The sequence below is a fragment of the Leifsonia poae genome, from assembly GCF_050632865.1.
GTDB lineage: Bacteria > Actinomycetota > Actinomycetes > Actinomycetales > Microbacteriaceae > Leifsonia > Leifsonia poae_B.
The window spans coordinates 621664-645474 of the sequence record NZ_JBODSA010000001.1 but is presented as its reverse complement, the minus strand read 5'-3'; the positions used below and the strand labels follow the sequence as shown (position 1 = coordinate 645474).

The window sequence follows — 23811 nt, the reverse complement described above, 5'->3', positions numbered from 1 at the left end:
CACTATGCGCAGCTTCGACAACACCGACCGACGCATCCTCCTGGCGCTCGCGGACGACCCGCGATCGACGAACGTGTCGCTCGCCGACCGGCTCGGGCTCAGCCGCAACACCGTGCAGGCGCGCGTGGCCGAGCTGGAGCGCAGCGGCGCGTTCCTGTCGTTCGAGCGGCGCATCTCGGCGCGCCTGGCGGGGTACCCGCTCGCGGCCTTCGTCAACGTGCACGTGCAGCAGCAACGGCTGGCGGAGGTGGTGGAGAGCCTGGCCGCGATCCCCGAGATCGTGCAGGCGCACGGCCTCTCCGGGCCGTCGGACCTGCTGCTGCGGGTGGTGTGCGTGGACGCGGAGGACCTGTTCCGGATCACCGGCATCATCCAGTCCACGGAGGGCGTCGATCGCGCCGAGACGTCGCTCGACATGGGCGAGCTCATCCCTTACCGCCTCCGCCCGCTCCTCACCCGCGACAGTTAAGCGCGAAGGCCGCGCCGACCTGGGTCGACGCGGCCTTCGGGTGCGAGGTGCTTACGCCTCGGCGGGAGCCTCCGCGGGGGCGGTCTGGGCCGGAGCCTCGGCGCCCTCCTCGGCGATCACCGGAGCGAGCGACAGCTTTCCACGGTCGTCGATCTTGGTGATCTCGACCAGGATCTTCTGGCCGACCCCGAGCACGTCCTCCACGTTCTCCACGCGCTTGCCACCGGCGAGCTTGCGGACCTCGGAGATGTGCAGCAGGCCGTCCTTGCCCGGGAGCAGCGAGACGAACGCACCGAACGCGGCGATCTTGACGACGGTTCCGAGGAACTGCTCGCCGACCTCCGGGTTGGTGGGGTTCGCGATCGCGTTGACCTGGGCGCGGGCCGCCTCGGCCGAGGGGCCGTCGGTGGCGCCGATGTAGACGGTGCCGTCCTCCTCGATGGAGATCTCGGCGCCGGTCTCGTCCTGGATGGCGTTGATCGTCTTGCCCTTCGGGCCGATCAGCTCGCCGATCTTGTCGACCGGGATCTGGACCGAGATCACGCGCGGCGCGGTCGGGGCCATCTCGTCCGGACGGTCGATCGCGGCGTTGAGCACGCTCAGGATGGTGGTGCGAGCGTCCTTGGCCTGGGTCAGCGCGCCGGCGAGCACCGACGACGGGATGCCGTCGAGCTTCGTGTCGAGCTGGATGGCGGTGACGAACTCGCTGGTACCGGCGACCTTGAAGTCCATGTCGCCGAGCGCGTCCTCGGCGCCCAGGATGTCGGTGAGCGCCGCGTAGCGGGTCTCACCGTCGACGACGTCGGAGATCAGGCCCATGGCGATGCCGGCGACCGGGGCGCGCAGCGGCACACCGGCGTTCAGCAGCGACAGGGTGGACGCGCAGACGGAGCCCATCGAGGTGGAGCCGTTGGAGCTCAGCGCCTCGGACACCTGACGGATCGCGTACGGGAACTCCTCGCGGCTCGGCAGCACCGGCACGAGCGCGCGCTCGGCGAGGAAGCCGTGCCCGATCTCGCGACGCTTCGGCGAGCCCACGCGGCCGGTCTCACCGGTCGAGTAGGGCGGGAAGTTGTAGTGGTGCAGGTAGCGCTTCTTGGTGACCGGCGACAGCGAGTCGATCTGCTGCTCCATCTTGAGCATGTTCAGCGTGGTGACGCCCAGGATCTGGGTCTCGCCGCGCTGGAAGATCGCCGAACCGTGGACGCGCGGGATGACCTGCACCTCGGCGTCGAGCGGACGGATGTCGGTCAGGCCTCGACCGTCGATGCGGATGCCCTCGCGCAGCACGCGACCGCGCATGACGACCTTCGACACGGACTTGTACGCCGCGGAGAACTGGGTCAGGACCTCGGGGTCGAGGACGCCCGCCTCCACCTTCTCGGCGAGGGCGGCCTTGACGCGCTCCTTGAGGGCGTCGTCGGCGTTCTGGCGCTCGGTCTTGTCGGCGATCTGGTAGACGTTCACGAGCTCGTCGTAGGCGAGGCCGGCGACGTTGTCGTAGGTGGTCTGCGAGTAGGGCAGGAACACCGGGTAATCGGCGATCGCCTTCGCGGACTGCTGCGCGAGCACGTTCTGCGCGCCCACGAGCTCGCGGATGAACGGCTTGGCCGCCTCCAGACCCTGGGCGACGACCTCCTCGCTCGGCTTCACGGCACCGCCCTGGATGAGGTTCCAGCTGTTCTCGGTGGCCTCGGCCTCGACCATCATGATCGCGACGTCGCCCTCGGAGCCGTCCTCGTTGGTGAGCACGCGACCCGCGACGACGAGGTCGAAGACGGCCTCCTCGAGCTGCGAAGCCTTCGGGAACGCGATCCACTGGTCCTCGTGCTGGCCGTTGCCGGGGATGAGCGCGAGGCGCACACCGGCGATCGGGCCGGAGAACGGCAGACCGGAGATCTGCGTGGAGGCGCTGGCCGCGTTGATGGCGAGCGCGTCGTAGAACTCGTCCGGAGCGATGCTCAGGACGGTGATGACGATCTGCACCTCGTTGCGGAGGCCGTCGACGAACGACGGGCGCAGGGGGCGGTCGATCAGACGGCAGACGAGGATCGCCTCGGTGGAGGGACGACCCTCGCGGCGGAAGAACGAGCCGGGGATCTTTCCGGCTGCGTACGCACGCTCCTCGACGTCCACCGTCAGCGGGAAGAAGTCGAAGTTGTCCTTCGGGTGCTTGCTGGCGCTGGTCGCGCTCAGCAGCATGGTCTCCTCGTCGAGGTAGGCGGCGACGGCGCCCTGCGCCTGCTGGGCGAGGCGTCCGGTCTCGAACCGGACGGTGCGGGTGCCGAAGCGGCCGTTGTCGAGGACGGCTTCGGCGAACTTGATCTCAGGACCTTCCAAGAGGTCTGTCTCCTTTGTTTAACGTCGCGGTCCCGTGTGGACGCGACTTCATCCAAGGAGCAGGAACAGGCAGTTCGACACGTTCTGTGTACGCGGCATCCCATGCGGGTGCGTGGGCTGAGCCCGTCTGGCCATCAGTAGAAATACACGGTTGCGATCGATTCGCATCCGGATACCACCACCGAGGACCAGCTCCTGCCAGCCTGCTCCGGGTTCCTTCTCGGTATTGAGTTGGAATGTCGGCGCACGGCCGACCTCGTCAATCCTACCAGCCGGGGGCCATCACAGGGCGAGGGTCGCCCGCGCGGCGTCGGCGAGCGCGTGCCCATAGGACGGCCCGTGGCCGGCCGCGTGCACGGCGAGCGGGTGGAGCTGGTGCAGCGGGATGCGGTCGCGCCAGCCCGCGCGGAGCGGCCGAGCACCGTCGTACCCGGCGGCGATGTCGTCGAGGAACGGCGCACCGAACAGCGCCAGCATCGCCAGGTCGGTCTCGCGGTGCCCGCCGTGCGCCGCCGGGTCGATGAGCACGCCTCCGCGCGCGTCCCACAGCAGGTTGCCGTTCCACAGGTCGCCGTGGATCCGCGCGGGCGGCTCGTCGTCGTCGAACTCCCCCGCGTCCACCCGGTCGACGGCCTCGCGGATCACCGGCAGCTGCTGTGGCGTGACCGTGCCGGCCTCCACCGCCAGGTCGAGATACGGGAGCACGCGGTCGCGCGCGTAGAAGCGTCCCCAGCTCGTCTCGTGGGCGATCGGCAGCGGTCGCCGACCGATGAACAGCGGGCCGTCCCAGCCGTCCGGTGGCGCGCCGAACGCCGACGCCCCCGCCGCGTGGGTCACGGCGAGCGCCGCCCCGAAGGTCCGCGCCGCCTCCCTGGTCGGCCGGACCTCGTGGATGCGCTCCAGCTCGATCCATCCGGGTCCGGCGGACGCGACGCGCACGACGCGCGCTCCCCCGTCGGCTTCCGCCGCGCCGAGCCACCTCAGCCCCGCGGCCTCCGCTTCGAAGAACCCTTCGGGGGCGTCCGCGCGCTCCTTGGTCACCGTCTCCACGCGGCCACCCTACGACCGCGCCCGGCGGCGACGGGCGACCAGCGCGACGATCGCGACGCCGATCAGCGTCCCGAGCGTGTTGGCGAGCAGGTCGCGCGGGTCGCTCACCCGCGCGGGCAGGAACCGCTGCGTGAACTCGATCAGCAGCGTGGCGAAGACGCCGATCGCAACGGCCAGCCACCACCGCCACACCCCGAGCAGCAGCGTGAACAGCAGGCCCATCGGCACGAACAGCAGCACGTTGGCGGTGAACTCCGCCACGTCGTAGTCCACCCAGCCGAGGCCCGGCACGGCCGACACCGCGCGCAGCAGCGAGCGCAGGAGCGGGTTGCCCGCTGGATTCCCGGGCACCGGGTCGAGCGTGATGCCGGCGACCGCAAGCAGGTAGACGGCGGTCAGGATGGGCAGCACGGCACGTCGGCGCATCCTCCTATGCTGGCGCACATGACCAGCGCGTTCCGCATCCCGATGACCGGGCGCTCCACCGACGAGCGGCACCGTGTCTCCAGCCCGTTGGAGCTGTTGTTCGACCTCACCTTCGTGGTCGCGATCGCCCAGGTGGCCGGCCAGCTGGCGCACGCCGGCGAGGGCGGGCACGTGCTCGCGCGGCTGCCGTTCTACTTCATGGTCTTCTTCGCCATCTGGTGGGCGTGGATGAACTTCACCTGGTTCGCCTCGGCCTACGACACCGACGACGTGCCGTACCGGCTGATGGCGCTCGTTCAGATGGGCGGCGTGCTGGTGCTCGCCGCGGGTGTGCCTGCCGCGTTCGACGAGGACGACTTCACGGCGATCATCGTCGGCTACCTCATCATGCGGCTGGCGCTGGTCGGGCAGTGGCTCCGCGCGGGCATCGAGGACCCGTCCGGCCGCCGCACGGCGTTCCGTTATGCGGGCGGGATCGCGCTCGTGCAGGTGCTGTGGGTGGCGTGGGGCTTCCTCCCTCCGCACACGGCCGTCTGGCTCTTCCCCCTCGGCGCCGCGCTCGAGCTCGCAGTGCCGCTATGGGCGGAGCGGACCGGGATGACGTCGTGGCACCCGCACCACATCGCCGAGCGCTACGGGCTGTTCACGATCATCGTGCTCGGCGAGTCGGTGTCGGCGTCGGCGGTCGGCGTCCAGCAGGCGTTGGCGACGAGTGGATTCTCGGCCTCCCTGGTCTGGATCGCCTCGGCCGGCCTCGTGCTGCTGTTCGCACTGTGGTGGCTGTACTTCCTGGAGCCGGCCGCCGAGGGGCTGAGCAGCAAGCGCGGGAGGTCGTTCTACTGGGGGTACGGGCACTACTTCGTGTTCGCGTCGCTCGCGGCGCTCGGGGCGGGGCTCGAGGTCGCGGTGCAGGCGGGGGCTGCGGACGGGCACGCGTCGGAGACGGCGGTCGAGTATTCGATCGCGGTGCCGGTGGCGGTCTTCCTGCTGATGCTGTACATCCTGCACGCCCCGCTCGTGGACGAGGTCGTCATCCGGCCGCTGAAGACCGGCATCGCGATCGCGCTGGTCCTGCTCCTGCCGCTGGCGTCCCCGTTCCTCGGGCTGGTGGGCGTCACCATCGGCGTCGCGCTGGTCGCGTCGGCCCTGGTCGCCACGACGCTGATCGACCGGGCGCTCGCGGCGCGGTCGAGCACGAAGGAGCCGACCGCGTCCCGGCCCTTGCCCTGACGGGCGCGCCGCGGTTGGCTCGGGAGATGACCCACCGTGACGACCGCGCCGACCAGCTGACCACCGCGCCCCGCGCCGAGGAGAGCGACGCCGATCCGCGCATCGACGTCTCCGAGGGCGAGGACGGCCGCAGCCGCATCGACATCCGCGACGACGCGCCGGTGCGCCCGGGCTCCGGTCCCGAGGACCGCTGAGCCCGGACGCACCGGCGCCGCTGCTTATCCGCTGTGGCCGCGCGGCGCCCCGTACACGCGGACGTAGTCGAACGTCGTCGTGAACCCGGCGGCCGCCATCGACACGAGACCGAGCCGTGGCGGGGTCGCCGTCAGCGGCGTCGTCCAGGTGCCCGCGGTGTCCCACGTCGCCCCGTCGTCCTTGCTCGTGGTCGCGGTGTAGACGTTCTCGGTCGCCGTGTGGGTGCGGGTCAGCCGCAGCACCGTCCACTCGCCGACGGGTCCGCCGACCGAGTTGCCGTACGCCGGATAGCCCGGGCCCTCCGGCGTCTCGCGCTTGCCGAACTCGGTCTGCCGGGTCTCCCAGATGGACGTGACCGCGAGCTTCACGAAGTTCGCGTCGTCCTGGTAGATCACCAGGCCGCCCTGGGCGTAGTTCTGGCAGCAGCCGTCGCGCGGGACCGTCGTCTTCACGCGGGTCTCGACGGTGTAGTCACCGGTCGGGAGGGCCCGCACCGGCAGGCCGGCGGCGCCCGCATCCGGGCCGAGATCGGCCGCCTGCATCTGCCAGTTCAGCACCCCGCCCGAGACGGACCGGGTGGACGCGCCCGGGTCGCGGATCCACGTCCACGCCGGATCCATCGCGTGGCCGCCGAACTCGTCGGAGTAGGCGGGGAGCTTCGGCCCGCGCGCGAGCGGCCCGACGAACGCCGGGTGATAGGCGGCGGGCTGACCCGCCGTGACGACCGGCGCGGGCTGCGGGCTGTCGGACGGCCCCGCTCCCCGCGGACGACCGGCCAGCCGTCCTTCCAGTCGAGCGGATCCATCAGCACCGGCCGCTTGGTGTAGGTGCCGGCGCCGGCGACGTACGGGTCGGTGCGATCGACCGCGTGGTACAGCATCCACTCCTGGCCGGCCGCGTCGACCGTGCTGGTCACGTGACCCGGCCCGACCCAGCGGTTGCCGTTCTGGTGCAGCACGGGAGTGCCGCCGACGCGGGAGTCGAGGAACGACGCCCCGGTCCGGTCGAGGAACGGGCCGGTCGGCGAGGTCGAGCGGCCCGCGAAGACGCCGTACCCGGTCAGCGGGCCGTTGCAGCAGTTGGTCGCGGAGCCGAGCAGGTAGAAGTAGCCGCCGTGCTGGATGACGTGGGTGCCTTCGTAGCGGTTCGGGATGGCGACCTGGACCTGGCTGGCCGGGTCGGAGTGCAGACCGTCGGCGCTCACCGTGCGCACCGAGAGGCCGCCGTAGTAGCTGCCGAAGTAGAGGTAGTTCGTGCCGCCGACGGAAAGGAACTCGGGGTCGTAGACCCAGCGACGGTCGTTCGGGTCGGTGTTGCCCGGGGACGGCATCGGCTCGACGACCGGGCCGCCGGAGTCCGTCCAGGGACCGGCGGGGCTGTCGCTCGTCGCCACGCCGATCGCCGAGCCGCCGCCCGGCGTCACCGTGTTCGTCGCCGTGTAGTACAGCAGGTAGCGGCCGCCCACGTATGCGACGTCGGGCGCCCACATGTCGCCGTTGCCGATCCATGCGGGGCGGGTGGGCAGCGCCTCGCGCACGAACGTCCAGTGCACCAGGTCGGTGGAGCGGTAGGTCGGGATGCTCGAGAAGACGAGCGAGCCGTCCGGGTTGCGCAGGGACGAGTCGATGACGTCGCGGGTGCAGTAGAGGTACCAGGCGGGATCCGATGGGCTCTGGGAGCGGATCACGTCGGGATCGGCGCACTGCTCAGCCCTCTTGCCGCCGCCGAGTTCGAGATCGAGCGGATTGCTGTAGGTGGCGCCGGCGGCAGATGCCGGTGCGGCAGACGGAGCCGCCGCTGCCGGGGCGGCGAGGGCTGGAATGCTGACGGCCAGCGCCAGCGCTGTAAGCGCGGCGAGGATCGGCTTTGACCTTTGACGCATGACGAGAACTCCCCTTCGAGTCGTGGCGTGCGTCACACGCTACAGCGCTGTAAAGCCGCTGCCAAGGGTCAGCGCGGGCGAATGCGCGCAAACAGAACGGGCCGCCACCCGAAGGTGACGGCCCGTTGTGAAGAAGTTCGCGGTCGAATTATCGACACTCGCCTTTTATCGGCGCAGCCCCAGACGCTCGATGAGCGAGCGGTAGCGGCTGATGTCGATGTCCGCCAGGTAGCCCAGCAGACGGCGACGCTGACCGACCAGCAGAAGCAGGCCACGACGCGAGTGGTGGTCGTGCTTGTGCTCCTTGAGGTGCTCGGTGAGATCCTTGATCCGCTTGGTCAGGATCGCGACCTGGACCTCGGGGGATCCGGTGTCACCGGGGTGGGTAGCGTACTCTTCGATGATCGCCTTCTTGGTGTCTGCATCCAGCGCCATAGAGGGATCCCCTTTCTGCTCGTTGCGCGGTGCCCGGGGCCGTATGCCTGGGCTCTCTTGATCCGCGGCCGTTCGACGGCAACTGGAAGAGTCTACCAGAGCCGCCGGGTGCCACGGCGCGCTCAGACGGGCTCGGGCTCGGGCTCGAGGAGGGCGAACACGGCGCCCTGCGGGTCGACGACCTCGGCCCAGCGGCCGACGCCCGCCGCGGCGTTCGGCTCGGTGCGCAGCGTTCCGCCGAGCTCCGTCGCGCGCACCACGGCCGCGTCGAGGTCGGCGACGTTGAAGTACACCAGCCATTCGGCGGGATCGGCGCCATCCGACCGGTAGGCGCCGGCGACGCTGGTGTCCCCGACGTCGAAGAGGCCGTACGGCTCGTCCCCCACGCGCATCTCGCTCACGCCGACGCCCAGCACGCTCTCGTAGAACGCGAACGTCGACGCGGGGTCGGGTGCGACCAGCTCCAGCCAATCGACCGCGCCCGGCTCGTCGCGCAGCCAGGGCTCGTTCTGGTCGGTCAGCTGCCACAGACCGAAGGCCGCGCCCGCAGGATCCTGGACGATCGCCAGGTGGATGCCCGGCACCGTCTCCGACGGTTCCAGCAGCACCGTGCCGCCGGCGGCGAGCGCGGCATCCGCCGCGGCCTGCAGGTCGTCGACGGCGAAGTAGACCGTCCACATGGTGGGCACGTCCTCGGCGGGGAGCGGTCCGAGCGCGGCGACCGCGACGCCCCGAGCGCGTGCGAGGGAGAAATGGCCGGTCTCGGCGAGCGCCGGACCGACGTCCCAGCCGAACAGCTCGCGGTAGTAGGTGGCGGCGGCGGGCTGGTCGGGGCTCTGCAGGTCCACCCAGATGGGAGTGCCGTGCGGGAACACGTCTTCGATCGGCATGCGGCCCACGCTACTCGCCCGGGTGCGCCCGCCGCGAGGCTCAGATCCCGCGCAGCACCTCGTCGAGGGCCGCCACCACGATCGGCGCGGGCGGGCCGTCGTCGTTGCGGGCCCACCAGAGCAGGGCCGAGAAGTTCGCCGAGCTGAGGACGTCGGCCAGCACCTGGACGCGGAGACCGGCCGGATCGGCGCCCAGCCGGTCGGCGAGGAAGCCGACGATCAGATCGCGGTGGGCCGCCATCGCGGTGAGTCCGAACCCGATGAGCGCGGGATGCGTGGCCATGAGAGCGAGACGGCGACGGGTGGCCTCCTCGGCGTCCGGCGGCAGCGTGAGGGCCGAGCGGACGGCGTCGGCCAGCACGTCGCGGATGGACGCGTCGGCCGCCGGGTCGTCCAGCACGGCGTGCATCCGCTCGACCACCGGGCCGATGCCACCCCACACCAGCGCGGGCTTGCTGGGGAAGTAGCGGAACAGCGTCCGCCGGCCGATGCCTGCGAGGGCGGCGATGTCGTCCATCGTCGTCTGCTCGTACCCGTGCTCGTCGAAGTGGCGGAGCGCGAGCAGGGCGACGCGCTCGGGGTCGACGTCGGCGGGTCGCCCGCGACGGCGGGGTGCGGGCGCGGCGCGTGCCGCGTCGGCGTCCGGTGTCATCCCTCGATCATGGCACCGGATGGTCGCCGTGACCGACGCGCTCGCGTGCGATCGCCTCGGCGACGGTGCGGAGCCCGTCCGGGATCTGCGCCGCCGGGATGCCCCCGAAGCCGAGAAGCAGGCCGTCCGGGCCTCCCTCCGCGGCCGCACGGAATCGCGATACCGGCTGCACGGCGACGCCCGCGACTCCCGCGCGCTCGGCGACGCGGCGGACGTCGAACGAACCCGGCTCGTGCTGGAGCACCGCCAGATGCAGCCCGGCGGCGGACGGCACCAGCCGCAGGTCGGGCGCGAGAGCGCCGACCGCCTCCTCCAGCACGGCGTGCCGCTCGGCGTAGACGCGGGTCGCGCTGCGCACATGCCGTGCGAAGCCGCCCGAGTCCAGCAGGCGCGCCATCGCCCGCTGCGTCACGGTGTCGTTGTGCCAGTCCGTCAGCCGCTTGGCGTGGCGGATCGCCGCGAGCAGGGCGGGCGGTGCGATCACGAAGCCCAGGCGGAGGGCGGGGGCCATGGTCTTCGAGAAGGTGCCGACGTAGACCACGCGACCGTCCGCATCCAGCCGCTGCAGCGGATCGAGCGGACGCGCGCCGAAGCGGAACTCGCTGTCGTAGTCGTCCTCCACGACGACGGCGTCGTGGCGCGCCGCCCACTCCAGCAGCGCGACCCTGCGCTCCAGCGGCAGCACGCCGCCGAGCGGGAACTGGTGCGACGGCGTCACGTACACGAGCCGTGCGGGCGGCAGCAGGTCCACCCGGAGCCCCTGCTCGTCCACCGACACCGGCAGGACGCGCGCGCCGGCCAGCTCGAACAGCTGACGGACCGGCGGGTAGCCCGGGTCCTCCATCGCGACCGCGTCGCCCGGGCGCAGCAGCACGCGGGCGAGGAGGTCGAACGCCTGCTGAGCGCCGCTGGTGACCACCACGTCCGCCGGTCCCGCCTCCACCGAGCGGGAGACGCCGAGGTGGCGCGCGATCCCGGCGCGCAGCCGCTCGGCGCCCGCAGGGTCGCCGTACCCGGACGATCGGAGGAAGCCGCCGCGCAGCTCGGCGGCCACGTAGCCGCGCCAGGCGTCGAGCGGGAAAAGGGCGGGATCCGGTGAGCCGATGCTGAAGTCGTAGGCGATCGCGCGCGGCTCGGTCCAGAGCGGGTCGTCCAGGCCGCGCCAGGCCGGAGCGGGGCGCGCGACGCTGCGGCGGCGCGGCGGGCGGGCGTCGGCGGCAGGGGCGGCGGTGTAGGCGACGAACGTGCCGGCGCCGACCCGCGCTTCCAGGTAGCCCTCGGCGGTCAGCCGCTCGTACGCGGTCGAGACCGTGGAGCGCGAGACCTGCAAACGCTCCGCGAGCTCGCGGGTGGCGGGCAGCCGCTCGCCGCGGCGCAGGCGGCCGTCGAGCACAGCATCCCGCAGCTGGCGGTAGATGCGGTCGGCGCGGTCGCCGCGACCGCCGATGGCGACGTGGAGGTCCAGGATGCTCCCGAATGGTCTGGTCGGATTCCGTCGGATTGGCGCTTACACCGAGCCGATCCGCTTCCTAGCGTAGGGGTCATGACAGAACGAATCCAGATCCCGTCCATCGCCCCGGAGGGCTACCGCAAGGTCGTCAACCTCGACGGCTACGTCGGCGGCGTCGTCGAGGAGCCCCTGGGCGACCTCATCAAGCTGCGCGCGTCCCAGATCAACGGCTGCACCTACTGCGTCGACATGCACTCGGTCGACCTGCAGGGCCGCGGGGTGCCGCTGCGCAAGGTGTTCGCCGTCACCACCTGGCGCGAGTCGCCGTGGTTCACCGACCGCGAGCGGGTGGCGCTCGAGCTGACGGAGGCGGTCACGCTCATCCACGAGGACGGCGTGTCCGACGACCTGTACGGGCGGGCGCTCGCGGAGTTCGGCGACGACGGCCTCGCCAACCTGCTGCTCGCCATCGCCACCATCAACGTGTGGAACCGGATCGCCATCCCGACCCGGATGGAGCCGGCCGCACTCTGAAGGCCGAACGACGAAGCGCTCCCTCGGACCGATCCGAGGGAGCGCTTCTGTTCGCGAGGAAGGCGGCTCAGCTGACGCCGAGCAGGTCGATCACGAAGATCAGGGTCTTTCCCGACAACGGGTGACCACCGCCGGCCGGACCGTAGGCCTGCGCGGGCGGAACGGTGAGCTTGCGGCGCCCGCCGACCTTCATGCCCGGGATGCCGTCCTGCCAGCCCTTGATGAGGTTGTTCAGGGGGAAGTTGATCGACTGCCCGCGGCTCCACGAGGAGTCGAACTCCTCGCCGGTCTCGTACTCGACGCCGAGGTAGTGCACGTCGACCTTGGAGCCGGGGGTCGCCTCCGGGCCGGTGCCCTCGACGATGTCGACGATCTCCAGGGTCTCGGGGGCGGGACCCTCGGGGGCGTCGACTTCGGGCTTCTGGTTGGTGTTCTCTGCCATGACCCCATCCAACCGCGAGCGGCGCGATTCGGGAAACCCCGTTCGCTGACCGCGCACCGTGGATTGAGGGTTGCGCTCGTTGCGAGCCGGGGGCATCCTTTAAGCCATAACTCGTTCCCCCGGGAGAGCTGCAGGCATCGCCGCACCACCGGGGGTCGAGTCCGTTAAGGGGTGGTTTCGCCGGCGCTCAGGCGCCGAAGACCTTGCCCGGGTTGAGGATGCCGAGCGGATCGAACACCGACTTGAGCTTCACCTGCAACTCGTAGGAGTCAGGCCCGACCTCGTCCGCGAGCCAGCGGCGCTTCAGCACGCCGACGCCGTGCTCGCCGGTGAGCGTGCCGCCGAGCTCGATGGCGGTCCGGAACAGATCGTTGGCCGCATCCCACACCGCCTGCGGCACCTCGTCGCCGCTGTAGACGAAGTTGGGGTGGAGGTTGCCGTCGCCGGCGTGCGCCACGGTCGGGATCGGGATGCCGTACTTCGCCGAGATGCGCTCGATCGCCGCGAACATCTCGGGCATGCGCGAGCGCGGCACCGCGACGTCCTCGATCAGCACCTCCCCGCTGGACGCGAGGGCGGGGTGGAACGCGCGGCGCAGCGCGAGCAGGCGCTCGCCCTCCTCGGCGTCGGCGGCGACGCGGACCGTTCCGCCGGTCTCCGCCAGCAGCTCGCCCGCGGCCGCCGCATCCACCGCCGCCGTGGCGCCGTCGAACTGCACCATGAGGTAGGCCGCGCCGCTGCTGGCGCCGAAGGCCTCCCGGATGCGCTCCTCGCCGAGGTAGGCGGCGATGCGCTCCAGCGCCGGGGCGTCGAGAAGTTCCATGACGGCCGGGCGGAGCTGCGCGGCGGTGATCCTGGCGGAGGCCTCGGCGGCCGCCCGGACGTCCGGGAACAGGGCGCCGAGGGTGACCGGCTCGCCCGGCGGGATCGGCTGGACGCGCACGGTCGCCTCGACGATCACGCCGAGGGTGCCCTCCGAGCCGACGAACAAGGCGGTCAGGTCGTAGCCGGTCACGCCTTTGACCGTGCGGTGCCCGGTGCGGACGATGCGCCCGTCCGCGAGCACCACGGTGAGGCCGAGCACCGCCTCCCGGGTCACGCCGTACTTCGCGCAGAGCAGGCCGCCGGCATTGGTCGCGATGTTGCCGCCGACCGTGGAGATCGCCTTGCTGGCCGGGTCGGGCGCGAAGAACAGGCCGAACGGCTCCAGCGCCGCATTGAGGTCGCTGTTGATGACGCCCGGCTGGACGACGGCGAGCTGGTCCTCTGCCGAGATCTCGAGGATGCGGTTCATCCCGGACACGTCCAGCACCAGCGAACCTTCTGTGCCGTTGGCGCCGCCCGCGAGTCCGGTGCCCGCACCCCGCGGGACGACGGGGACGCGGAACTCGCTCGCCGCCCGCAGCGTCGCCTGCACGTGCTCGACGGACCGTGCGGTCACGATGGCGCGCGGCGTGCCGGGCGCGACCCAGCCGGAGCGGTCGGTGCGCGCGGCGTCGAGCAGCGCGGGGTCGGTCGTGAGCACGCCCTCCGCAAGGGCCTCCTCGCCGAGCGCAGCCGAAAGCCAGTCGAGAACGTCCATGCCCTCAGGCTAGCCGTCCCGCGGTCATGTCCGATTTCCGCTATCGGATGTCGGCGGCCGGCGTCAGGATGGAGGCATGACCACGAACGAGCGCACGACCGTCGCCGGCGAGGCGAAGCTCGCTGACCCCGTGTTCGCCGAGCGGTACCGCTCGATGAGCGCCAGGGACGCGCGGTTCGACGGCCAGTTCATCACCGGTGTCCACTCCACCGGCATCTACTGCCGCCCGAGCTGCCCGGCGGTCACACCGAAGCCGGGCAACGTCACCTTCTACCTGACCGCGGCCGCCGCCCACGAGGCCGGTCTTCGGGCGTGCAAGCGCTGCCTGCCGGACGCCGTTCCCGGGTCACCCGAGTGGAACGTGCGGGACGACCTCGCCGCCCGCGCGATGCGGCTCATCGCCGACGGCACGGTCGAACGGGAGGGCGTCCCCGGGCTCGCTCACCGGCTGGGCTACACGCCGCGGCACCTCGGCCGCGTGCTCACCGCGGAGCTCGGCGCCGGTCCCCTCGCGCTCGCCCGCGCCCACCGCGCGCAGACGGCGCGGCTGCTCCTCGTCGGCAGCGACCTGCCGATCACCGACGTGGCGTTCGCCGCCGGGTTCAACAGCGTCCGCCAGTTCAACGAGACGATCGCGGAGGTCTACCGGCTCACGCCCGGCGCGCTCCGTGCGTCCGCCCGCCGCTCCCCCGCCACCGGTGCTCACCGAGCGGAGGGCGCCGTGACCCTGAGCCTGCGGCTGCCCGCTCGGGCGCCGTTCGACGCGGAGTCGGTGTTCGGGTTCCTGGGCGCCCGCGCGATCAGCGGAGTGGAGGACGCGACCGGATCCGGTTACGCCCGTGCCCTGCGCCTCCCGCACGGCCCGGCTGCGGTCCGCCTCACCCCCACCGGGACACCGGACGCGCCGGCCGTGCAGTGCGACGCCGCGCTCGCCGACGTCGCGGACCTCGCACCGCTGGTCGCCCGCGTCCGGCGGCTGCTCGATCTGGACGCCGACGCCGAGGCGATCGACGCGGCCCTCGCCGCCGACCCGGCGCTCGCGCCGAGCGTGGCCGCGCGCCCCGGCCTGCGGCTGCCCGGCGCGGTGGACGCGGACGAGATCGTCTTCCGCGCGCTCATCGGGCAACAGGTGTCGGTCGCGGCCGCGCGCACCGCGCTGACCCGGCTGACGGACGCGCTCGGAGAACCGGTCGACCTCGTCGTGCCCGGCGGGGACGCCTCCCTCACGCGCCTCTTCCCGACCGCCGCCGCGATCGCCGAGCATGGCCGGGAGGTGCTGCGCGGGCCGGCGAAGCGCATCGACGCGTTCGTCGGCGCCGCGCAGGCGCTGGCGGACGGCAGCCTCACGATCGACGTCGGCGAGTCCCGCGACGACCTTGAACAGCGCCTGCTCGCGCTCCCCGGCATCGGACCATGGACGGCCGGATACATCGCCCTGCGGGTGCTCGGCAGCCCCGACATCCTGCTCACCGGCGACCTCGCGCTCCGGCAGGGAGCCGCCCGGCTGGGCCTCCCCGCCGAGCCGCGGGCCCTCGCGGAGTACGGAAAGCGCTGGGCGCCGTGGCGCAGCTACGCCGGGCTCCATCTGTGGCGGAGCCTGAGCACGTAGGATCCGTACGTGCCCACAGTGTCGGTCGTGATCCCCGTGCTGGACGACGCCGAAATGCTCGCCCGCTGTCTGGCCGAGCTCGCGGCGCAACTGCGACCGGCGGACGAGATCATCGTCGTCGACAACGGGAGCACTGACGACACGGCCGCGGTCGCCCGCGCGGCGGGAGCCCGCGTCGTCGAGCAGCCGACACGCGGCATCTGGCCGGCAGCCTCGGCGGGCTACGACGCCGCCACCGGCGACATCATCGCCCGGCTCGACGCGGACTCCCGGCCCCCGGCCGATTGGCTGCTGCACATCGAGGCGGAGCTGGTCGACTCCCCCGAAGTCGGTGTCCTCACCGGGCGCGGGGTGTTCTACGACGGCAACGCGGTGGTCTCCGGACTCGGCCAGGTGCTGTACATCGGCGGCTACTTCTGGTCGATGGAGCTGTGGCTCGGCAACCCGCCGATCTTCGGCTCCAACTTCGCGATGCGCCGCGAGGTGTGGCGGGATGCCCGGACGCGCGTGCACCGCGACCGGACGGACATCCACGACGACCTGGACCTGGCCTTCCACCTCGACCTCGCCACGGTCGTCCGCTACGACGACCGGCTCACGGTCGGGATCTCGGCCCGTCCGTTCTCCACCTGGAGCGGCTTCGGGCGGCGTCTGCACTGGGCGTACACCACGCTCGCGATGCACCTGCCGGAGCAATCCCCGTGGCGCCGACGCACCGCGCGGCGCCGTCGGGCGCGCGAAGAAGAGCGCGGAGTGCCGGGCGCCATCGCCTGATTCGGCTGCGACCACGGACCCCGATAGCCTAGATCGGTGAGATTCTCGCACCTCAGCAACGTCGCCGATCCCCATCCCCGCCTGGCCGCCGTCCTCGGAGACGGCGCCCTCTTCCTCGACCAGGTGATGGACCGGCCGCCGCGAGACCTCCAGGAGCTGATCGAGCGCGGCGACGAGGGGCTGGCCGAGGTGCGCGGCGTCGTGGCCGAGGCGGAGGCCTCCGGCGTCGAGCTGCCGCCGGTCCACGGCCTGCGGCACGCGTCGGCCGTGCTGCGCCCGCCCCACGTCATCGCGATCGGCGCGAACTACGCCGCGCACGCGTCCGAGCTGAAGCTGCGCACCGAGAAGGCGGCGACCGTCTTCAACCTCTGGCCCAACTCCCTCACCGGCCACGGGAACACCACCTCGTGGCCCGCCGACCTCTCGACCCAGGTCGACTACGAGGCCGAGCTCGGCGTCATCATCGGCAGGCCCGCACGCAACGTCCCCGTCCGCGACGCCCTCGACTTCGTCTGGGGCTACACCGTGGTCAACGACATCACGGCCCGCGACCTGCAGTTCTCGGAGGCGCAGTGGGCGCGCTGCAAGTCGTTCGACGGCTTCACGCCGACCGGTCCCGTCGTCGTCACGGCCGACGAGATCCCCGACCCGCAGGACCTCTGGCTCACCACCAACGTCGACGGCGCGATCCTGCAGGACGCCTCCACCGCCGACATGGTGCGCAGCGTCCCTGAGCTGATCGAGTTCCTGTCCCGCTCGGCGACCATCCCGCCCGGCACCCTGATCTCGACCGGCAGCCCGGGCGGCGCGGGCTACTCGCGAACTCCACCGGTCTTCCTGCACGACCGGTCGACCGTCACCGTCTCCATCGGCGGGATCGGGTCCCTCACCACCTTCTGCCGCGTCACATGACGCGCGGCGGGGCACGCGGTGGTCTAGCGTAGCCTCGTGTCCATCGGAGAGCGGCGACCCGTCACGGGCGGCGACGACGAGGCCCAGCGCCTCGACGCAGCGCTGCCCGATATCGACTGGTCGATCGCGCCGGTCGGGACGGTGTTCTCGCGGTTCGCGGCGCCGAGCGGCGAGCTCGCCGTCGCGGCGCTCGGCGACCCGGAGGACCCGCGCGTCGTGCTCATCCCGGGCGTGACCGGCTCCAAGGAGGACTTCTACCTGCTCGCGCCCATCCTGGTCGCCGCCGGGTACTACGTGCAGAGCTTCGACCTCGCCGGGCAGTACGAGTCCGCCGATGCCGGGCCCGCGGCTGGTGAGAAGTACACCTACCCGCTGCTGACCGGGGATGTGGTGGCCTTCCTGCGCGACGGCGGACCCGCGCACGTGCTCGGTTACTCGTTCGCGGGCATCCTGGCGCAGCTCGCGCTGGTGACGCATCCCGAGCTGTTCCGCTCGCTGACGCTGCTGACCGCGCCGCCGGAGCCGGGGCAGTCGTTCCGCGGCGTGCGGATCATCGGCCCGCTGAGCTGGGTGGCAACGCCGCACATCGGCGCGTCCCTCATGATCTGGGGCATCACGACGAACAAGAACCGGGTGTCCGACAGCCGTCTCGCGTTCGTCCGTTCGCGGTTCGCGCTGACACGCCGCTCCAGCGTGGACGACATCGTCGGGCTGATGAAGAACGTCCCGGACGTGCGCGGCCGGGTCGCGGCGACGGGCATCCCGATCCTCGTCGCGACGGGCGACCACGACCTGTGGCCGACGCACCTGCACGCCGCCAACGCGAAAGCGCTGCGGGCGCGGCTCGCGGTCTACCGCACGGGGCACAGCCCGTGCGAGACGGCACCGCACCAGCTCGGGCGCGACATGATCGCGTTGTTCCGCGAGGCGGAGGCGCGGGAGACGGACTGAACGGGCGGTCCCACCCTCGGGGGATCGCGAGGAGGGCCCGGCGGGGCATAACCTTCTCCACATGACCTACGAGCACTCAGGGTCCTCGATGCTCCGTTGCGTGCTGATCGCAGAGGACGGCGGGGAGACCGTGCTCACCGTGCCGTCCCTCGGCGACGCGCCCCCGTCGCGCGTCCGCGTGCCGTCCTCGCTGGGAGGCGCCGCCGTCCTGGACGTCTACACCTTCTCCCACAGCCGCGACACCCCGCCGGAGGCGGTCTACATGTACGTCGGCACCGTGCCGGTGAGCACGGACGAGATCACCGGCACGGAGCCCGGCGAGCAGGGTCCGCAGCTGCCCGAATAGTCGGCTACTCGCCCTCCTGGCGTGCCTCCGCGATCGCGTCCGCCTCGACCACGGGGATGGCCGTGGTGATCGTCTCGAGACCGCTCAAGCGCGCCGGCGACAGCAGTCGGGTGACCTGCTCGCGGCTCATCAGCTTCGCTTCGACCACCAGGTCGGCGACGTTGTGGCCGGTCAGCAGCGCCGACTTCGCGAGCGCCGCGGCGGCCGCGTAGCCGATGTGCGGGGTGAGCGCCGTGATCACGCCGACCGACGAGCCGACCATCGCGCCCAGTCGCTCCTCATTGGCGGTGATGCCGTCGACGCAGTTGATTCGGAGGGTGTGGAAGGCCTGCGCCATCCACGTGATGCTCTGGAGCAGGGAGTGCGCGATGACGGGCTCGAACGCGTTGAGCTGCAGCTGGCCGCCCTCCGCCGCCATGGTGACCGTGACGTCCGCGCCGGCGACCGAGAAGGCGACCTGGTTGACGACCTCCGGGATGACCGGGTTCACCTTGCCGGGCATGATGCTGGAGCCGGCCTGGCGCGCCGGGAGGTTGATCTCGCCCAGGCCCGCCTGCGGTCCGGAGGACAGCAGCCGCAGGTCGTTGCAGATCTTCGACAGCTTGATCGCGCTGCGCTTGAGCGACCCGGAGAACGACATGAACGCGCCGGCATCGCTCGTCGACTCGATGAGGTCGGGAGCGGTCTCGAGGTTGAGTCCGGTGATCGCGTTCAGGTGGCGGACGGCCGCCGCTGCGTAGCCCGGGTCGGCGGTGATGCCGGTGCCGATCGCGGTCGCGCCGAGGTTGATCTCGGCGAGGAGCCACTTCGTCTCGGTGAGGCGGGCGTGGTCCTCGGTCAGCGTGGTCGCGAAGCCGTGGAACTCCTGCCCCAGGGTCATCGGCACCGCATCCTGGAGCTGCGTGCGGCCGACCTTGAGGATGTTGCGGAACTCCTCGGCCTTGTGCGCGAACGAGTCGCGCAACAGCGCCAGCTCGTCGAGCAGGTGCCCGAGCGCGAAGGTGAGGCCGATCTTGATCGCCGTCGGGTACGTGTCGTTGGTGCTCTGGCTGCGGTTGACGTCGTCGATCGGGTGGAGGTGGGCGTAGTCGCCCTTCGGGTGGCCGTCGAGCTCCAGCGCGATGTTCGCGATGACCTCGTTGGCGTTCATGTTCGTGGAGGTGCCTGCGCCGCCCTGCATCACGCCGACGACGAACTGGTCGTGAAAGCCGCCGTCGATGATGATCTGGCAGGCGCGGTCGATCAGTTCGGCCTTATGAGGCTCCAGCACGCCGATCTCGAGGTTGGCCCGGGCCGCGGCCTGCTTGACGCTGGCGAGCGCGACGATGAGGTCGGGGTAGACCGAGATGGGCCGCTTCGCGATCGGGAAGTTCTCGAGCGCGCGGGACGTGTGGATGCCCCAGTACGCTTCGGCGGGGATCTCGCGCGCGCCGAGCGAGTCGGTCTCGGTGCGGGTGGGGCGTCCCTCGCTGCTGGATGCGGGGACGTCCGACACGTTCTCGGACGCGTCGGTCACCACGGGGATGGTTGCTGTCGGGTTCACGGTTGGCACCGTTGCCTCTCGTCGTGCGTTGGCATGCTTCTGTCGCCGGGAGTTCGTGGCCTCCGGCAGTGCCGAGCCTACCCCCGGGTCAGCGCCGTCCGATGGACTCACTGTCCGGCATCCCGAGCGTCCGTGTACACGATGTCGATCAGCCCAGCTTGCGCAGCAGACCGCGCGCGAAGCGGTCCTTGGACTCGGTGTACGGCGGGTAGATCAGCTGGAGGGTGTCGGGGCTCAGCGGCTTGCTGAGCACCGCCTTCTCATGGCTGAACGTCCGCAGCGAACGCTCCCCGTGATACGCCCCCGCGCCGCTCTCCCCCACCCCGCCGAAGGGCAGGCCGGCCACCGCCAGGTGCGCGGCTGGGACGCCGAAGCCGACCGCGCCCGAACTGGTCTCGGTCAGGATGCGGCGGCGGGTACGGGCGCTCGACGTGAAGACGTAGAGGGCGAGCGGCTTGTCCCCGGACCGGATGAACCGGATCGCGTCGTCCACCCCGTCGACCGGCAGGATGGGGAGGATCGGGCCGAAGATCTCCTCCGCCATCGCGGGCGAATCGGGCGCGACGTCCGTCAGGACGGTCGGCGCGAGGTAGCGGGTGACGGCGTCGTGGTCGCCGCCGACGGCCGTGGTGCCGGAGCCGAGCATCCCGGTCAGGCGCTCGAACTGGCGGTCGTTGACGATGCGGCCGTAGTCGGGGCTCTGCGACGGGTCGTCGCCGTACAGCTCGCGCACGGCCTCGCGCAGTGCGGTCGCCAGGCGGGGTGCCACGTCACGGTCGGCGAGCACGTAGTCCGGCGCGACGCAGGTCTGGCCGGCATTCATGAACTTGCCCCACGCGATCCGGCGGGCGGCCGCCGCGACGTCCACCGTGCGGTCCACGTACACCGGCGACTTGCCGCCGAGCTCCAGGGTCACCGGGGTCAGGTGCTCCGCCGCGGCCTTCGCGACGATGCGGCCGACGCGTCCGTTCCCGGTGTAGAAGATGTGGTCGAAACGCTGGGCGAGCAGGTCGGTGGTCTCCTCCACGCCGCCCTCGACGACCGCGACGGCCCGCGAGTCGAGGTATTCGGGGATGAGCCGGGCCATGGCGGCCGAGGTCGCGGGAGCGAGCTCGCTGGGCTTGAGCACGACGGCGTTGCCTGCGGCCAGGGCGCCGACGAGCGGGGCGAGCAGCAGCTGGACGGGATAGTTCCACGGCGCGATGACCAGCACGACGCCGACCGGCTCCAGGATGGTGTACGCCCGGGCGGGCAGCAGGGCACCCGGCACCGAGACGCGGCGGGGACGCAGCCAGCGGCGCAGGCGCTTCACCGTGTGGTCGAGATCGCCCACGACGAAGCCGAGCTCGGCGATCTGCGACTCGGTCGGGTTCTTGGCGAGGTCGGCGTGCAGTGCGTCCTCGAACTCCGAGCCGCGCTCGGTGAGCATGCGGCGCAACGCGCGCAGCTGGGCGAGCCGCCAGGCGAGCGGCTTGGTGAGCCCTCCGTCGAAAGCGGACCGGAGCTCGTCGACCGTGGCGTGCGTCATGCGCCCATCCTAGGGATGTGGTCAGCGGGCGGGGCGGTAGGCGAGGTCGAAGATGGCGTGGCCGAGGCGCTCGCCGCGGCGCTCGAACTTGGTGACCGGGCGATCGTCCGGACGCGGGATGAAGTGCTCGGCGCCGGCGACGTTGACCAGGGCGGGCTCGGCGTCCAGCACCTCGATCATGTGCTCGGCGTACGGCTCCCAGTCGGTGGCGAGCCGCAGCACGCCCTCGGGGGCGAGGGTGCGGGCGAGGAGCGTGGCGACCTCCGGCTGGATGAGGCGGCGCCGGTGGTGGCGGGCCTTCGGCCAGGGGTCGGGGAAGAAGATCAGGATCTCGTCGACCGAGCCGGCGGGAAGCCCTTCTCGAAGACCTCGACCGCGTCGTGCCGGACGATCCGGATGTTGGTCAGCCCCCGGTCGCGCATCGCGCCGAGCACGCGGCCGATGCCCGCGCCGTGCACTTCGATGCCGAGGAAGTCGCGGTCGGGGTGCCGCTCGGCCAAGGTCAGCAGGTTCTCGCCGTTGCCGAAGCCGATCTCCACGACGCGCGGGGCCGTGCGACCGAAAGCCGCGTCGAGGTCGAGCGGCGATCCGTCGAACTCCAGCCCGAATGTGGGCCAGAGCTCGTCGATAGCGCGGGACTGCGCCTCGGTCTTGCGGCCCCGGACGACGAAGCTGCGCGGCCGGACGAGGGGGATGGTTCCATCCCCCCATCATCTCAAACCCGGCTCAGAGCCAGGCGAACGGCAGGGCCGCCAGCCCGATCCCGAGCCCGACGACGGCGAACAGCAGGCCGATCGCGACACCCGCGAGCATGACCGCGTTGAGCACGATGCCCCAGATCGCGAAGGTGCGGCCGGCCGGCTCCCGGTTCAGCGCCATCACGCCGACGACGAGTCCTGCGATGGGTGCGATGAGGGTCCAGCCGAAGGCGATGGACGCGATTCCGAGCGCGAAGCTGGTGATGCTGAGGGTGCGGTCGGGGACGGCGGTGAGGTTCGGGTTACTGGTGGTGGTGGTCATGGATCCAGTCAAGCGTCGGGCGGAACCGGCGGCCATCCGGATAACCCCCGATTCCACCCTGACGTTGACCCGAGGATCAGACCTGGCCGAGCAGGCCCTCGATCGGGCCGCGCGCGAAGTAGATCAGGAAGCCGGCGGCGACCACCCACAGCAGCGGGCTGATCTCGCGCGCCTTGCCGGCGAGCGAGCGGATGAGCACCCAGCTGATGAAGCCGACGCCGATGCCGTTCGCGATCGAGTACGTCAGCGGCATGACGATGATCGTCAGGAACACCGGCAGCACGACCGAGAACTCGCTCATGTCGATGTGGCGGATCTGCACGACCATGAGCGCACCGACGACGACCAGCGCCGCCGCCGCGACCTCGAGCGGGACGACCTGCGTGAGCGGCGTGAAGAACATCGCGAGCAGGAACAGCACGCCGGTGACGACGCTCGCGAAACCGGTCTTCGCGCCCTCGCCGATGCCCGACGCGGACTCGACGAAGACGGTGTTCGACGAGGACGAGGTGCCACCGCCGACGATCGCGCCGACGCCCTCGACGATCAGCGCCGACTGCAGGCGCGGGAAGGTGCCGTCCTCGTTCGCGAGCCCAGCGCTGCGAGCCAGGCCGGTCATCGAGCCCATGGCATCGAAGAAGTTGGTGAAGACGAGCGTGAAGATCAGCATGATCGCGGCCAGCGCGCCGATGCGGCCGAAAGCGCCGAACAGGTCGACCTGCCCGACCAGGCTGAGGTCGGGCAGCGAGACGAGGGAAGTGGGCAGCTGCGGGACGGTGAGGTTCCAGCCGGCCGGGTTCTTGCCCATCGAGGGGCCGACGTGCCAGATCGCCTCGCCGATGATCGCGACGACGGTCGCCGCCACGATGCCGATGAGGAGCGCGCCCTTGACCTTGCGCGCCATGAGCACGCCCATGATGACCAGCGCGATGAGGAAGGTGATGGTCGGGAGGGTCGCGATCGAGCCCGCCTCGCCCAGCTGCACCGGCGGCGACGAGAGCGTCGTGGTGCGGACGAAGCCGGAGTCGACGAAGCCGATGAACGCGATGAAGAGGCCGATGCCGACCGTGATCGCCGTCTTCAGCGGCGCGGGCACCGCGTTGAAGATCAGCTTGCGCAGGCCGGTCGCCGAGAGCAACACGATGATGATGCCGTTGATGACGACGAGGCCCATGGCCTCCTGCCAGGTCAGGATCTTGACCACGTTGACGGCGAGGAACGAGTTGATGCCGAGTCCGGCGGCGAACGCGAACGGCAGGCGCGCGATCAGGCCGAAGAGGAGGGTCATCACGCCGGCGCTGAGCGCGGTCACGGCGGCGACCTGGGTGGTCCCCAGGGTGTGGCCCACCACATCCTTCGTCCCGCCGAGGATGAGCGGGTTGAGGATGACGATGTACGCCATGGTCACGAACGTCAGGACGCCGCCGCGCACCTCGGTGCCCCAGGTGGTGCCGCGTGCGCTGATCTCGAAGAAGCGGTCGAGGCGCCCCTTGGCCGTCGTGGGCGCGCTGGTCGAAGCGGAAATGGTTGACTCCCGTTTAGGATCTTGTG

The 23811-nt window shown here is 71.4% G+C and carries 24 protein-coding genes and 1 pseudogene; 9 read left to right on the top strand and 16 right to left on the bottom strand.

Annotation, left to right across the window (positions count from 1 at the left end; translation table 11 throughout):
- The first annotated feature begins 4 nt into the window (after positions 1 to 4).
- Positions 5 to 469: an Lrp/AsnC family transcriptional regulator gene (locus ACRAWB_RS03240; protein WP_431352037.1), complete on the top strand. Its 465-nt coding sequence runs from the start codon at positions 5 to 7 to the stop codon at positions 467 to 469.
- Positions 470 to 520: 51 nt separating this feature from the next.
- Here ACRAWB_RS03240 and ACRAWB_RS03235 read toward each other — a convergent pair whose 3' ends face one another.
- The 3 genes from ACRAWB_RS03235 to ACRAWB_RS03225 all read right to left on the bottom strand — a co-directional run bounded on the left by ACRAWB_RS03235 (position 521) and on the right by ACRAWB_RS03225 (position 4285).
- Positions 521 to 2809 (bottom strand): polyribonucleotide nucleotidyltransferase, encoded by a 2289-nt coding sequence (locus tag ACRAWB_RS03235; RefSeq protein WP_431352036.1) that lies wholly within the window; start codon positions 2807 to 2809, stop codon positions 521 to 523.
- 282 nt (positions 2810 to 3091) lie between these two features.
- Entirely contained in the window at positions 3092 to 3850 is a 759-nt protein-coding gene (locus tag ACRAWB_RS03230; RefSeq protein ID WP_431352699.1) for a fructosamine kinase family protein, read from the bottom strand.
- Positions 3851 to 3868: 18 nt separating this feature from the next.
- Entirely contained in the window at positions 3869 to 4285 is a 417-nt protein-coding gene (locus tag ACRAWB_RS03225; RefSeq protein WP_431352035.1) for a VanZ family protein, read from the bottom strand.
- Between the two features lie 18 nt (positions 4286 to 4303).
- Here ACRAWB_RS03225 and ACRAWB_RS03220 point away from each other — a divergent pair, with 18 nt between their 5' ends.
- Both ACRAWB_RS03220 and ACRAWB_RS03215 read left to right on the top strand, forming a co-directional pair.
- On the top strand, positions 4304 to 5515 hold the full coding sequence (locus ACRAWB_RS03220; protein WP_431352034.1) for a low temperature requirement protein A: 1212 nt from the start codon (positions 4304 to 4306) through the stop codon (positions 5513 to 5515).
- A gap of 26 nt (positions 5516 to 5541) precedes the next feature.
- Entirely contained in the window at positions 5542 to 5709 is a 168-nt protein-coding gene (locus tag ACRAWB_RS03215) for a multidrug transporter (protein WP_431352033.1), read from the top strand.
- Positions 5710 to 5733: 24 nt separating this feature from the next.
- On the opposite strand, the gene ACRAWB_RS03210 is transcribed toward ACRAWB_RS03215, so the two are convergent.
- The 6 genes from ACRAWB_RS03210 to ACRAWB_RS03185 all read right to left on the bottom strand — a co-directional run bounded on the left by ACRAWB_RS03210 (position 5734) and on the right by ACRAWB_RS03185 (position 10986).
- On the bottom strand, positions 5734 to 6330 hold the full coding sequence (locus ACRAWB_RS03210; RefSeq protein WP_431352032.1) for a hypothetical protein: 597 nt from the start codon (positions 6328 to 6330) through the stop codon (positions 5734 to 5736).
- Positions 6261 to 7592 carry a family 43 glycosylhydrolase gene (locus ACRAWB_RS03205; RefSeq protein ID WP_431352031.1) on the bottom strand — a complete coding sequence of 444 codons (1332 nt, stop codon included), beginning with the start codon at positions 7590 to 7592 and terminating at the stop codon, positions 6261 to 6263. The genes ACRAWB_RS03210 and ACRAWB_RS03205 overlap by 70 nt, the downstream gene beginning before the upstream one ends.
- 165 nt (positions 7593 to 7757) lie before the next feature.
- On the bottom strand, positions 7758 to 8027 hold the full coding sequence (rpsO, locus tag ACRAWB_RS03200; protein ID WP_090036365.1) for a 30S ribosomal protein S15: 270 nt from the start codon (positions 8025 to 8027) through the stop codon (positions 7758 to 7760).
- A gap of 122 nt (positions 8028 to 8149) precedes the next feature.
- Positions 8150 to 8917 (bottom strand): VOC family protein, encoded by a 768-nt coding sequence (locus tag ACRAWB_RS03195; RefSeq protein WP_431352030.1) that lies wholly within the window; start codon positions 8915 to 8917, stop codon positions 8150 to 8152.
- Between the two features lie 40 nt (positions 8918 to 8957).
- The gene (locus ACRAWB_RS03190; protein WP_431352029.1) at positions 8958 to 9569 is read right to left on the bottom strand and encodes a TetR family transcriptional regulator; all 612 of its coding nucleotides are present in this window, start codon (positions 9567 to 9569) and stop codon (positions 8958 to 8960) included.
- A gap of 7 nt (positions 9570 to 9576) precedes the next feature.
- Positions 9577 to 10986 carry a PLP-dependent aminotransferase family protein gene (locus tag ACRAWB_RS03185; RefSeq protein WP_431352698.1) on the bottom strand — a complete coding sequence of 470 codons (1410 nt, stop codon included), beginning with the start codon at positions 10984 to 10986 and terminating at the stop codon, positions 9577 to 9579.
- Positions 10987 to 11112: 126 nt separating this feature from the next.
- Here ACRAWB_RS03185 and ACRAWB_RS03180 point away from each other — a divergent pair, with 126 nt between their 5' ends.
- Positions 11113 to 11553: a carboxymuconolactone decarboxylase family protein gene (locus tag ACRAWB_RS03180; protein ID WP_431352028.1), complete on the top strand. Its 441-nt coding sequence runs from the start codon at positions 11113 to 11115 to the stop codon at positions 11551 to 11553.
- A 67-nt stretch (positions 11554 to 11620) separates the two neighbouring features.
- On the opposite strand, the gene ACRAWB_RS03175 is transcribed toward ACRAWB_RS03180, so the two are convergent.
- Both ACRAWB_RS03175 and ACRAWB_RS03170 read right to left on the bottom strand, forming a co-directional pair.
- Positions 11621 to 11995, bottom strand: a complete 375-nt coding sequence (locus ACRAWB_RS03175; protein WP_064111564.1) for an FKBP-type peptidyl-prolyl cis-trans isomerase — start codon at positions 11993 to 11995, stop codon at positions 11621 to 11623.
- Between the two features lie 187 nt (positions 11996 to 12182).
- Positions 12183 to 13577, bottom strand: coding sequence for an FAD-binding oxidoreductase (locus ACRAWB_RS03170; RefSeq protein ID WP_431352027.1), 1395 nt, complete (start codon positions 13575 to 13577; stop codon positions 12183 to 12185).
- A gap of 76 nt (positions 13578 to 13653) precedes the next feature.
- Here ACRAWB_RS03170 and ACRAWB_RS03165 point away from each other — a divergent pair, with 76 nt between their 5' ends.
- From ACRAWB_RS03165 to ACRAWB_RS03145, 5 genes are all read left to right on the top strand, one after another.
- Positions 13654 to 15186, top strand: coding sequence for an AlkA N-terminal domain-containing protein (locus ACRAWB_RS03165; protein WP_431352026.1), 1533 nt, complete (start codon positions 13654 to 13656; stop codon positions 15184 to 15186).
- 9 nt (positions 15187 to 15195) lie between these two features.
- Entirely contained in the window at positions 15196 to 15960 is a 765-nt protein-coding gene (locus tag ACRAWB_RS03160) for a glycosyltransferase family 2 protein (protein WP_431352025.1), read from the top strand.
- 36 nt (positions 15961 to 15996) lie between these two features.
- Positions 15997 to 16872 (top strand): fumarylacetoacetate hydrolase family protein, encoded by an 876-nt coding sequence (locus ACRAWB_RS03155; RefSeq protein WP_431352024.1) that lies wholly within the window; start codon positions 15997 to 15999, stop codon positions 16870 to 16872.
- A 36-nt stretch (positions 16873 to 16908) separates the two neighbouring features.
- A complete protein-coding gene (locus ACRAWB_RS03150) occupies positions 16909 to 17823 on the top strand; it encodes an alpha/beta fold hydrolase (protein WP_431352023.1) in 915 nt (304 codons plus the stop codon).
- Between the two features lie 61 nt (positions 17824 to 17884).
- On the top strand, positions 17885 to 18169 hold the full coding sequence (locus tag ACRAWB_RS03145; protein WP_431352022.1) for a hypothetical protein: 285 nt from the start codon (positions 17885 to 17887) through the stop codon (positions 18167 to 18169).
- Positions 18170 to 18173: 4 nt separating this feature from the next.
- Here the strand turns inward: ACRAWB_RS03145 and ACRAWB_RS03140 are convergent, their stop codons facing one another.
- The 5 genes and pseudogenes from ACRAWB_RS03140 to ACRAWB_RS03120 form a co-directional block, all read right to left on the bottom strand.
- Complete coding sequence (locus tag ACRAWB_RS03140; protein WP_431352697.1) at positions 18174 to 19685, bottom strand: aspartate ammonia-lyase; 1512 nt, start codon at positions 19683 to 19685, stop codon at positions 18174 to 18176.
- Positions 19686 to 19860: 175 nt separating this feature from the next.
- Positions 19861 to 21240 (bottom strand): aldehyde dehydrogenase family protein, encoded by a 1380-nt coding sequence (locus tag ACRAWB_RS03135; RefSeq protein ID WP_431352021.1) that lies wholly within the window; start codon positions 21238 to 21240, stop codon positions 19861 to 19863.
- A 21-nt stretch (positions 21241 to 21261) separates the two neighbouring features.
- Positions 21262 to 21779 (bottom strand): annotated as a pseudogene (gene trmB, locus ACRAWB_RS03130) (tRNA (guanosine(46)-N7)-methyltransferase TrmB).
- A gap of 187 nt (positions 21780 to 21966) precedes the next feature.
- Positions 21967 to 22260, bottom strand: coding sequence for a hypothetical protein (locus tag ACRAWB_RS03125; protein WP_431352020.1), 294 nt, complete (start codon positions 22258 to 22260; stop codon positions 21967 to 21969).
- Positions 22261 to 22336: 76 nt separating this feature from the next.
- On the bottom strand, positions 22337 to 23785 hold the full coding sequence (locus tag ACRAWB_RS03120) for an NCS2 family permease (protein WP_431352696.1): 1449 nt from the start codon (positions 23783 to 23785) through the stop codon (positions 22337 to 22339).
- Positions 23786 to 23811: the final 26 nt, after the last annotated feature.